The following is an 11,743-nucleotide window of genomic DNA, read 5'->3' as shown; positions in this document are numbered from 1 at the left end:
AAACCATGGAGGATATATGCAAGGAGTAATCATAAAAGGTATAGGCGGATTATATTTTGTAAAAGTTGAAGATAAAGTTATTGAATGTAAGGCAAGAGGGAAGTTCAGGTATGCTGGACTTTCCCCTGTTATTGGTGACAAAGTGGAAATAATGCTTGAGACAGATGTTAGCAAAGGCGTAATTGAAAAAATTTTTACAAGAGATAACGAGATGATACGCCCTGTAGTTGCTAATGTTACTCAAGCTTTTGTAGTTTTTGCTTTTAAACAACCTGATTTAAATATGGATTTACTCAATAAATTCCTAGTGCTTTGTGAATTTTATAAGTTAAAGATAGTCCTTTGTTTAAACAAGTTGGATTTAGTTGATGGAGTTGATGAGGACCTTATAAAAGAGTTAAGAAGTGTGGGATGCGATATAGTATTTTTAAAAGCAAAAGAGGGTGATGGGCTAGGCGAACTTAAAACAAAAATAAAAGATAATATTAGTGTTTTTTGTGGACCTTCCGGAGTTGGAAAGTCAACTATACTTAATAATATAGTTGGAAGAGAAGCTATGATAACTGGGGATATAAGTAAGAAATCCCAAAAGGGTAAGCACACTACACGGCATAGTGAACTTATCGAATACGAAGAAGGATTCTTGCTAGATACACCAGGATTTTCATCTTTAAGTTTAGATTTCATAGAGAAAGAACAATTACAACATTGTTTCCCAGAGTTTGAAAAACATAGATGTGAATGTAGGTTTTCTAATTGTATGCATTATAAGGAACCTAACTGCAAGGTTAAGGAAGCGGTGGAAGATAATGAAATCTATGAAGATAGGTATAAATTTTATATAAAAACATTAGAAGAAATTATTGCTAGGGGGAATAGAAAATGATAAAAATAGCGCCATCCATATTGTCGGCGGATTTTTCAAGGCTAGGAGAACATATTGTGAAGCTAGAAACATATGGGGCTGATATGATTCATATTGATGTAATGGATGGTATGTTCGTGCCTAACATTTCTTTTGGAATTCCAATTATTAAAAGTGTTCGCAAACTAACAAAATTACCATTTGATGTGCATCTTATGATAGAAGAGCCCTCTAGATACGTAGAAGATTTTGCACACGCGGGAGCTGATATTATAACGGTTCATTATGAAGCTGATAGGCATATTGATAGAACTATTAATTACATAAAAAGTTTTGGGGTTAAAGCAGGAGTTGCATTAAATCCTGCTACACCTGTAGACTGTATTAAGCATTTAATAAGCAATCTAGATATGGTACTTATTATGTCCGTAAACCCTGGTTTTGGTGGGCAAAAATATATTAAATACTGCTCAGATAAAATTAAAGAAGTTAGAGCTCTTGCAGATAAATATAATAAAGACCTTATGATTCAAGTGGATGGTGGCATTGATGCAGTTAATATTTCAGAAGTTGTGAGTAGTGGTGCTAATGTAGTTGTAGCTGGGTCCGCAATATTTGTGAATGATGAAATTGAGAAAAATATAAAAGCATTAAGAGCAGGTAGTCGTTAAAAATACAGCACCGAAGGTGATGATTTAACATGAAGGTCATAATAATATCAGGTGGGAATCCACCATCTCTTGAATTTCTCTTGAAGGAAATTACAGAGGATACATTTTTAATTGGAGCTGATAGTGGGGCTAATTGTCTATATGACTATAATATAGAGCCCGATTTATTAGTAGGAGATTTTGACTCCATTGATAAAGTGGCATTTGATTATTTTAAAAAAGGTAAATGTATTATAGATATTTATCCTACAGAAAAAGATTTTACTGATACTGAAATTGCAACCCAAAAGGCTCTCTGCATGAAACCAAGTGAAATAGTATTCCTCGGCTGCATCGGAAGTAGAATTGATCATTTACTCGGAAACATTGGAATGCTGAAAATTTGCATGCAAAATAGCGTTAATGCCTACATAAAAGATGAAAACAATAATATTAGGTTAATTGATGCCTCGACATCATTAAGTGGCACTGTGGGGCAGATATTCTCGGTGCAAGCTTATGGTGATGAAATAAATGGATTAACCATTGAGGGCGCAAAATATCCACTTAATAATTATAACTTGAAAATTGGTGAGAGTATAACTGTTTCAAATGAGTTTGCAGTGCCTAATGTTTTAATTAAATTTAAAACTGGAACGCTAATGGTAATATTAGCATCAGATTAATATAGATAAAAAAACTATTTTTTTATTGATAACCTCAATAAAAAAATAGTTTTTTTATTTTTGCAACATTAGTGACAGTAAATCATATAATGTTATTGGAATACTTTGGGGGGGAATAACTTATGAAAAAGTATTATAAGCATTTGGGAAATCAACTTGGAGTAATTGTTGCATGTATAGGCATAGGGATTTTATCAGTAGTAATATTTCCATTTTGGTGGTGGCTAATTGCTGCGGGAGGAGGAATTGTATATTGTGGCTTTACTATAATGAATCACAACAATCATTGCTAGTGATATGAAGATAGATAGGTGCTTCGTAGTTCAGGACTGGGAGGGATAAGAGATGAATATTGTGGCTATCAAATTACCAAGGTTTATATCTCGAATAATTAAATTTTTCTTTAGAAAATAACATAGAAATCTCATAATGAGATTAACACTTTTACAAATATTGTTAAAATAAAAAATGCAGCTATCAGAGCTGCATTTTTTATTTACTAATTATATAGCACGTTGTACTTTACCTGAACGAAGACATCTAGTACATACATGTATAGATTTAGGCGTTCCGCTAACTATAGCTTTAACTTTTTGGATATTTGGAGCCCATTTCCTTTTTGATTGACGGTGTGAGTGACTATATTGAACACCTGAAATAACACCTTTATCACATATTTCGCATTTTCTTGACAATGAAAACACCTCCTTAAGACTAATAAGAAAAAAAATCTTCTCAATTGAAACACGCATTATTGTAACATAGATATGACTACTCTTGCAAGTAGAATACAAAATTATTAGTAACTAAAGTAATTAAATAATTAATTTTCTTGAATAAAGTTGCTTTATAATATAAAATAATCTATATAGCGTTATAAGGAGGAATTACAATGAAAGGTAACATTACAAGCGAGAATGGTATTATATATTATTCAGAAGAATCGTTAGCTAATATAGTTGGCATTTCTACAATGGAGTGTTATGGAGTTGTGGGCATGGCATTAAAAGATGCAAAGGATGGATTTTGGCAATTAATTAAAAGTGATGGTTTAAATAAAGGAGTTAAAATTCATTCAAAAGAAAATCAGCTATTTATTGAATTGTATATAATAGTTGAATATGGCACAAAAATCTCTGTAATTGCAAATAATATAATTCAAAAAATAAGATATAATGTTGAAAATTATACAGGTCTAAAAGTGGCAGCAATAACAGTAAACGTACAAGGTGTAAGGGTTTAAGGGGGTAACGACATTGGATTATTTAAAAATTAACGGACAACATTTCCGTAATATGGTAATTAATGCTTCTAATAGATTAGAAGAAGAAAAAGAATACGTAAACGCGCTTAATGTATTTCCAGTTCCAGATGGTGATACAGGTACTAATATGTCAATGACATTTAAGGCTGCAGTGTGTGAAATTGAAAATATGTCAACTGCATCTATTAGTGAGATATCGCAAAAGATAGCTAGAGGCGCGCTAATGGGCGCAAGAGGTAATTCAGGCGTTATACTATCACAAATATTTAGAGGCATTGGAAAAGGGCTAGAAGGGCACGACGAAGTTACTTCCGAAGAACTCGCTAAAAGCATTTTAGAAGGTGCCACTTATGCATATAAGGCTGTTATGAGACCTACTGAAGGAACAATTTTAACTATAATTAAAGCTGCTGGCGAAAGTGCAGTTAATAGCGAAGCAACCAACGTTCTTACGCTTATGGAAGAGGTTTGCAAGCACAGTAAAATTATGCTAGATAAAACCCCAGATATGCTTCCGGCGTTAAAAGAAGCAAAAGTTGTTGATGCAGGTGGTATGGGGCTTCTAATAATATTTAAAGGAATGTATGAAGCTCTAAAAACTAATATGGAAGCTACCATTAACAAATCAGACAAGCAAAGTACTAAATCAGATAGCGTACCACCTGCAGCTACTGATATGCCAGTAAACATAAAGTTTGGATACTGTACTGAATTGCTAGTTATCGCTGAAAACGTTGATACTAATGAATTAAAAAATTACTTAGAAAAGCATGGAGACTCAATGGTTGTGGTGACTCAAGATGAATTCCTTAAAATTCATATACACACAAATGATCCAGGGTTAGTGCTTTCAAAAGCAGTAACACTCGGTGAACTTTCTAAGATAAAAATTGAAAATATGAGAGAGCAACATAGAAATTTATTAGGAATTCAAGAGGAAGTAGCTGGCGAATCGGTAAAAGAAAATACACCTGAAATTAAAAAATATGGATTTGTATCCGTTGCACTTGGCGAGGGCATTAAAAACATTTTTCAGGATTTAGGTGTGGATGTTATAATTGAGGGTGGCCAAACTATGAATCCAAGTACACAAGATATATTAGATAGTATTAATAAAATTAATGCAGAAAACATATTTGTATTACCTAATAATAAGAATATACTTATGGCAGCTTTGCAAGCTGTGGAACTCACAGACAAAAATGTAATAGTTATTCCCTCTAAAACTATACCTCAAGGAATAACTGCTGTAACAATGTTCAATACAGAAGTTAGTGTAGAAGAAAATGAAAATACATTAAAAGAGGCAATAAAAAAGGTTGCTACCGCCTCTATAACCTATGCAGTTAAAGACACTGAAACTGATGGTAACATAATAAAACAAGGCAATATATTAGGCTTGGTTGAGAACAAAATTAAAGAAGTTGGTACAGATATTTACAAGGTTTGCGCGGATGTTATAGATAGTATGATAACAGAAGATAGCGAGCTTATTACAATTTTCTATGGTGAGGATTGCGTAACAAACGAAGTAGAAGAGTTTATTTCTGATTTAGAGGATAAATATCCGAATATAGACATTCAACATTATAATGGGAAACAGCCACTTTATTATTTTATTGCTTCAGTTGAATAAAAGCCCTAGGGCTTTTTTTCTTAGGTAAATTTATTAAAATCTAATATTTGGAGTGGTATTTGTGGATATTTATAGTAATATAAAATATATAAAGGGTGTTGGACCTAAAATGGCAGAAACTCTGAATAAATGTGGAATTTTTAATGTGTTAGATCTTTTATTATATTTTCCACGAGATTATGAGAATGTGTCTGCTGGTAAAAGTATTCTAGACTCTGCGAACAGTGAAAAAATCATTGTAGAGTGTACTGTTTTAAATATATTAAAAGATCTTAGGTTAAAAAATAATAAAACTCTATCTACGGTAGTCTTTTGCCAAGGTGAAAATAAATTTAAAGGTAAATGGTTTAATCAAACTTATGCAAAAAATAGTTTTAAAATTTCAAGCAAATATATTATCACCGGCAAAGTTAATAAGTTCAATGGCGAAATCACAATGATGAATCCCAAAATAGTAAAAAATACATCAATGGATATAAATTCAGAAATGGATGAAATTTCATTATTAGGTGCAAATTTAGCAAAAGATACAAATAAAATTATAGCAACATATCCACTTAAAAACAATATAACAAATAATTTTTTCAATAAAATTATATCTGACGTGCTCTGTAATATTGAGATAACAGAGAATTTGCCTAAATGGCTTGTGGATAAATATGGTTTTTGCTCTTTAGATGAGGCTACTCGAAATATTCATAGCCCTAAAAGTTTAGAACTGCTTAATGCATCAAAGAAAAGACTTAAATTTCAAGAGTTATTTACATATTCATTGAAAATATTAATGTTAAAAGAGTTTATAAAATCTCATAATGAGGGTATCAAATTTAAAATAGCACCGGAGCTTACAACATTAAAAGAGTGCCTTCCATATACCCTTACCAAAGCACAAAGTAAGGTTGTACGGGAAATCCTAATAGATCAAAAAAAGGATATAGGCATGAATAGGTTACTACAAGGTGACGTTGGAAGTGGTAAAACGATAGTTGCTATAATTACTATGTTTAATGTGGTGAAAAATGGTTATCAAGCAGCTATGATGGCACCAACTGAAATTTTAGCAAATCAACATTATGAGGAAATTCAAAAGGTGTTAAAAGATTTTCCGTTAACAATAAAGCTATTAACGGGAAGTATTACACCTAAAAACAAGGAATTAGTAAAACAGGAACTAAAAAGTGGAACCATTGATATTATTATTGGAACCCATGCACTTATTGAAGATAATGTAGAATTTAAAAATTTAGGTATGATTGTTACTGATGAGCAGCATCGATTTGGAGTTACGCAAAGAAATAGGTTTTCTAATAAAGGTAAAAATATAGATATTCTTGTAATGACAGCTACCCCTATTCCGAGAACACTATCACTATATTTATATGGTGATTTAGACGTATCTATTATAGATGAATTGCCCCCAGGAAGACAGAATATCGATACTTCTTATGAAAGTATGGCCTCTAGTAGACACGTATATGAATTTGCACTAAGTGAAATTACTAAGGGAAGACAAGTTTACATAGTCTGCCCACTAGTAGAAGAAAATGAAGAAATGAATTTAAGTTCAGTACAGATGATTTATGAAAAATTAAAAGGTGAATATTTCAGTTCTATAGAAATGGCAATGGTATATGGTAAAATGCCTAGTAAACAAAAAAATGATATCATGGATAAATTTAAAAGCGGAGAAATTAAAGCATTGATTTCCACCACAGTAATTGAAGTTGGAGTGAATGTACCCAATGCTACTGTTATGATAATTGAAAACTCAGAAAGGTTTGGACTTGCACAACTTCACCAACTTAGAGGAAGAGTTGGAAGAGGGGCGCATAAGTCCTATTGTATTTTACTTGCTAACATCACAAACAAAATTGTGAAAAAAAGATTGGAAGTAATGATAAAAAGCAATGATGGCTTTTTTATTGCTGAGGAGGATTTAAAAACTCGAGGCGGGGGAGAGTTATTTGGCTTTAAGCAGCATGGAGAATCGGGCTTAATTTTAGCCGATGTAATTGAAGATATTAGTATTTTGAAAATAGCAAATAGTGAAGCAAAACAATTAATAAGAAGTGATAATATTGAAGATATTAAGGTGAAGAATGAAATAATAGAAAAAATCGAGCAAAGTTCTAATTATATTTGTTTTAATTAGGAAAAAATATCTTTGTAAATCTTACATATATATGTTAAAATATTATCGAAACTGGCTAGATGGAGGAATAAACATATGAGAATAATTTCTGGAAGTGCAAGAGGAAGAAAGATATTATCCCCGGTTGGGATGGGAACGCGGCCTACATTAGATAGAATAAAAGAAGCTATATTTAATATAATTCAAGACAGAACAAGAAATGCGGTAGTGGTAGATATGTTTTCAGGTACCGGTAGCTTAGGTCTTGAGGCAGCAAGCAGGGGAGCTGAAAAATGCTATCTAATTGACATGGGTGATACTACCTTTGAGATGTTAGAGAAGAATGTAGACAATTTAAAATTTAATGATAAATGCATCTGCTTAAAAGGTGACACGTATAAATATATGCAACAATTTGCGCAGGAAAAAATTGTGTTTGATTTAATATTTATAGACCCCCCCTATGCTAAAGATATGATTCCGCCTGCTATTGAGATTATTGCAGCAAATAGACTTTTAAGTAATGACGGATTGGTTGTTTGTAAAATAGATTCTTCAGAAGAAGTATATGATGGGAACTCTACTATTCATCTTTCTGATTTGAGAAAATATGGGAATACAACTGTATTATTTTACAAATATAAGGTAGCTAATAGTTAAAAATTATTAGTATACCAGAGGAATACATGGAGGAATAACATGAAAAAAGCAATTTGCCCTGGAAGTTTTGATCCAATAACTAACGGACATTTAGACATTATTGAGAGGGCTGCTAGAGTTTTTGATGAATTAATTGTGGGAGTACTTGTTAATCCTGAGAAAAAAAGTCTGTTTTCTGTAGATGAGAGAGTAGAACAAATAAAAAACTTAGTTAGAAATCTACCTAATGTACGTGTGAAGAAGTTTAGTGGGTTACTTGTTGACCTAATGAATAAAGAGGAAGCGGGGGTTATTGTGAAAGGCCTGAGAGCTACTTCGGATTTTGAATATGAGTTTCAAATGGCATCAATTAATAATAAATTGGATCCAACTAAAGAAACTATGTTTATGATGACAAAGGCAGAGTATTGTTATTTAAGTTCCACCTCAGTTAAACAGGTTGCAATGTTTGGAGGATGTATTAAGGGATTAGTACCTGATGACATTATTCCAGATATTATGAGAAAAATTAATTCTAAATAGGGGGGAAAATATGGATGTTATAAAGCTTTTAGAATATCTTCAAGAAATTATTGAGAGTTCATCTAAGATTCCTGTTACAGGTAAGTCAGTAATAAACAAAAAAGAAATACTTGATATAATTGATCAAATTGTAAATCACATGCCAGATGAGTTTAAGAAGTCCCAGTGGATCTGTGATGAAAAAGAACGAATTATTGTTGAAGCAAAGGAACAAGCTAAACTTTTTGAGGAAGAGACCATTGACAAAATAAGAAGAAGAGTTGAAAAGCAAGACTTAGTTAAAGAAGCACAAACAAGGGCTGAAGAAATAATAGCTGCAGCCCAAAGAGATGCTAAAATCATGAGGCTAGGGGCTAAAGACTATGCTGATGAAATATTATCTCAATTAGATAAAGAGATTGATTTAAAAGGTCAACAAATGCTTCATAAAATAAAATCAGATGTTCAAACATTTTTAATATCTCTGCAAGAAGAAGTTACGGGTACAACTACTTCAATAAGAGAAAACGTTAAAGAATTAAGAAGTATGAAATAGTTTAATTATATTTATAAACAGTAGTGGGATAAACAAAGTTAACAGTATAAAAAAGTATAGGTTACTACTATTATGCAAACTCCTAGTATTAAAGGCAAAAACAGATGAGGTCAAAGGGAAAACATAATATATAATTATTGTTAAAGTTGAAGAAATTATGCCTTGAATAAATTTTCGAAGGATGTATTTTTTCATAGACACATTGAGTTTATAGGTATAGCTATAAACTTGAGAAATGATAGATAAACCACTGAAAGCTATTAAAAAACTCAAAATTGGAAGTTTTACATATAAATTTGAATTGCTAGAAGCTATTAAGTAGCATCCATTAGTTACCTCCAGTAACCCTAATAATAACCCTTCTATAAAATTCGAAGAAAGACCAATAATTAAAGAAAGCTTATTAATGACAATGTGAAATATCGCATTGTCTTTAATTATTCCAGTTATTACAGAGAATACTACGATAAAACCACCTATATTAAAGGAATTCTTTAAGGAATCTTCAATACTGTTTTTAAATATTATACCAATATTTATAGGGGCGTGTGTTTTTTTTGTAAAAGCATTATTTTTATTTTTAACTTTATAAAGAGAATTTTTTGAGGGGATAATAAACCCCATAAAAATGCAGGATAGAAGATTAGAAAGTAATAATATGTATCCAATTTTAGCACTTAACATCATAGAAGCACCAACTGAACCTACAATAAAAAGAGGACTGGAATTAGAAGCTATGTTTAGCAATCTTTCACAGGTGTTCAAATCAATTAAATTTTTTTCGTACAAATCACAAGTATACCTGGCGCCCAAAGGATAACCGCATAATGCACTAATTAACAGTGCAAAGTTACATTCTTTTGGTAGTTTTAAGGGTCTACAAATTATATTGCCTAATAATTTAGAATAGATATGAATGCCATCGTAGCTTATTATAATATTTATTACAACTAAAAATGGGAAAAGAGAAGGAAAAACAGCGTTGAAAAACAGTTTTGCACCAGATATAGTATACTTTATGCAAATATTTGGTGCTAGTATTATTTGAAGAATAATAAGTGAACAAATTATTGTTATTAAAATATTTATATTCAAAGTTTTAAATAGTTTAAACAATAAGAATATTATGAGAAGTAATATTATAACTAATAGTAACTTCAATATTAAACCCCTTTTAAAGTATTTCTGTATTAAATATATTTAAATTTTAATAAACTTATGTATTAAGTAAATAATATAAAATAAAATAAATGCTGCTATAGTATTTTATAATAGCAGCATTTATTTTTAATCCACAATTATAGGTGATATCAAATAATCACTATTAGGATTTATAGAGCTATTTATTATGCTATAAGCTCTTGTAGACTGAATATCTAGCTTTAAGGTAGCGCTGTGATCTTTAGGAAGTTTAGTATAAAGTGGAATACTACTGTTTGATTTTATAGATTTTAAAATTGATTTTCCATTTGAATTAAATCCTAAAACACGAGCATAAGGGCAAGGCAATGATCTTAATTTTTTTGAATCAAAGCTATCAAATCCTATAAAATATTGACATAATATCCTGCTAATTCGGGTATATGTGTACCGTTTGCTTTTTATATCTTCCAATGTACTTGAGTAGCTTAAATTATTTTGTAAGGATTTAATAATCTTATTATCGAGACCCTCTGACACATCAGGTAAGTTTACTAATGAGTTTTTTGATGTGGCGGATTTATGTTTTATGTACGGAAACATAGAATCTTCAAAGGTGAACTCATAATTTTTCGAGTATAAATTTAGGATTTCAGCTAATACTGAATTTGGAACATGACCTTCTAACGCTTGTAGCGAACCATTTTCTTTAATGAACTTTCTTATAGCTGTGGCACTTGAGAATTCATTATGCAAGGTATTACTGTTATAGGCTGCACCTTCTCTTTTTAGGGTATAGGGAGTAATTGAACTATTTAACTTTATTAAGCTTTTACAATACTCAATACCAAGTATATTATTTGGAGATTTGAAAAAATCATCTAATAGTAAATTTGATATGTTATTTTTTGAATTTATTAAATAATCATAAAGTGCATTAGATCTGGCCAGTGGGTAAACAATACCTTTGGATAAATAAGTTTTTAATAATGATTTAAATTCAATAGGCTCTTTAAGTAGTATATTAGAAATATCATATAGGTCTTTTATATTCCCCTGCTCGCTACCAAAACAAATATTATCCACTATGCCCAGGCTATTTAGAAGACTCACAGAACCATAGGAAAAAAAATCTGCTGAAGAAACACTGTAAATAGCTGGTAGCTCTAATACTAAATCTACTCCGTTATTTAAAGCCATTTTAGTTTTTGTCCATTTATCTATAGTAGATGGAATTCCGCGTTGAGCAAAATTTCCACTCATAACGCAAATTAGTGCATCACAATTTGTAAGTTCCTTGGTTTTATTAATATGATACACGTGACCGTTATGCAGTGGATTATATTCAACAATTATACCTGAAATATTCATTTAATCACCTCATGAAAGCTCATTTAAATATAATTAGATAAATTACAACTATATTAATTATAAGCTAAAAATTTATGCATAAATAAAAGCTGATAAAAACATTATAATAGTTTTCTTTTTGAAGCGGTTGAAAACTTTTATTTATTTAGCTATATTATATAATATAAATTAATAAAAGCATATTTATTCAAGGGGAAAATAAAAAATGAGAAAATTAAGAATATATAAAATACAATATATGTAGGGGATTTTGATATTTTAGGTTGAAATGTATACCACAAAA

13 protein-coding genes are annotated in these 11,743 nt (G+C 30.8%); 10 read left to right on the top strand and 3 right to left on the bottom strand.

Annotation, left to right across the window (positions count from 1 at the left end):
* Positions 1-16: 16 nt before the first annotated feature.
* The 4 genes from rsgA (at position 17) to KPL50_RS01080 (ending at position 2,494) form a co-directional block, all read left to right on the top strand.
* Positions 17-886 (top strand): ribosome small subunit-dependent GTPase A, encoded by an 870-nt coding sequence (gene rsgA, locus KPL50_RS01095; protein ID WP_216296579.1) that lies wholly within the window; start codon positions 17-19, stop codon positions 884-886.
* On the top strand, positions 883-1,536 hold the full coding sequence (gene rpe / locus KPL50_RS01090; RefSeq protein ID WP_216296578.1) for a ribulose-phosphate 3-epimerase: 654 nt from the start codon (positions 883-885) through the stop codon (positions 1,534-1,536). Before rsgA ends, rpe begins: the two co-directional genes overlap by 4 nt.
* 29 nt (positions 1,537-1,565) lie before the next feature.
* On the top strand, positions 1,566-2,201 hold the full coding sequence (locus KPL50_RS01085; protein ID WP_216296577.1) for a thiamine diphosphokinase: 636 nt from the start codon (positions 1,566-1,568) through the stop codon (positions 2,199-2,201).
* Positions 2,202-2,323: 122 nt separating this feature from the next.
* The gene (locus KPL50_RS01080; protein ID WP_216296576.1) at positions 2,324-2,494 is read left to right on the top strand and encodes a hypothetical protein; all 171 of its coding nucleotides are present in this window, start codon (positions 2,324-2,326) and stop codon (positions 2,492-2,494) included.
* Between the two features lie 210 nt (positions 2,495-2,704).
* Here the strand turns inward: KPL50_RS01080 and rpmB are convergent, their stop codons facing one another.
* Positions 2,705-2,896, bottom strand: a complete 192-nt coding sequence (rpmB, locus tag KPL50_RS01075; protein ID WP_164955744.1) for a 50S ribosomal protein L28 — start codon at positions 2,894-2,896, stop codon at positions 2,705-2,707.
* A gap of 197 nt (positions 2,897-3,093) precedes the next feature.
* Here rpmB and KPL50_RS01070 point away from each other — a divergent pair, with 197 nt between their 5' ends.
* The 6 genes from KPL50_RS01070 to KPL50_RS01045 all read left to right on the top strand — a co-directional run bounded on the left by KPL50_RS01070 (position 3,094) and on the right by KPL50_RS01045 (position 8,949).
* Complete coding sequence (locus KPL50_RS01070) at positions 3,094-3,444, top strand: Asp23/Gls24 family envelope stress response protein (protein WP_124998997.1); 351 nt, start codon at positions 3,094-3,096, stop codon at positions 3,442-3,444.
* A gap of 13 nt (positions 3,445-3,457) precedes the next feature.
* Positions 3,458-5,101 (top strand): DAK2 domain-containing protein, encoded by a 1,644-nt coding sequence (locus KPL50_RS01065; RefSeq protein ID WP_216296575.1) that lies wholly within the window; start codon positions 3,458-3,460, stop codon positions 5,099-5,101.
* 61 nt (positions 5,102-5,162) lie between these two features.
* Positions 5,163-7,253, top strand: coding sequence for an ATP-dependent DNA helicase RecG (gene recG, locus KPL50_RS01060; protein WP_216296574.1), 2,091 nt, complete (start codon positions 5,163-5,165; stop codon positions 7,251-7,253).
* 75 nt (positions 7,254-7,328) lie between these two features.
* A complete protein-coding gene (rsmD, locus tag KPL50_RS01055) occupies positions 7,329-7,892 on the top strand; it encodes a 16S rRNA (guanine(966)-N(2))-methyltransferase RsmD (RefSeq protein ID WP_216296573.1) in 564 nt (187 codons plus the stop codon).
* A gap of 39 nt (positions 7,893-7,931) precedes the next feature.
* On the top strand, positions 7,932-8,414 hold the full coding sequence (coaD, locus tag KPL50_RS01050; RefSeq protein ID WP_216296572.1) for a pantetheine-phosphate adenylyltransferase: 483 nt from the start codon (positions 7,932-7,934) through the stop codon (positions 8,412-8,414).
* A 10-nt stretch (positions 8,415-8,424) separates the two neighbouring features.
* The gene (locus KPL50_RS01045) at positions 8,425-8,949 is read left to right on the top strand and encodes an ATPase (RefSeq protein ID WP_216296571.1); all 525 of its coding nucleotides are present in this window, start codon (positions 8,425-8,427) and stop codon (positions 8,947-8,949) included.
* Here KPL50_RS01045 and ylbJ read toward each other — a convergent pair.
* Together ylbJ and KPL50_RS01035 are read right to left on the bottom strand one after the other, a co-directional pair.
* Complete coding sequence (gene ylbJ, locus KPL50_RS01040; RefSeq protein WP_253200397.1) at positions 8,932-10,110, bottom strand: sporulation integral membrane protein YlbJ; 1,179 nt, start codon at positions 10,108-10,110, stop codon at positions 8,932-8,934. The two genes, KPL50_RS01045 and ylbJ, sit on opposite strands and share 18 nt — an antisense overlap.
* A 126-nt stretch (positions 10,111-10,236) precedes the next feature.
* Positions 10,237-11,460, bottom strand: a complete 1,224-nt coding sequence (locus tag KPL50_RS01035) for a nucleotidyltransferase (RefSeq protein WP_216296570.1) — start codon at positions 11,458-11,460, stop codon at positions 10,237-10,239.
* Between the last annotated feature and the right edge of the window lie 283 nt (positions 11,461-11,743).

The organism is Clostridium sp. CF012 (assembly GCF_018861755.1).
GTDB lineage: Bacteria > Bacillota > Clostridia > Clostridiales > Clostridiaceae > Clostridium_AD.
The sequence above is the reverse complement of the archived record's forward strand: the minus strand, read 5'-3'. Positions and strand labels throughout refer to the sequence as shown.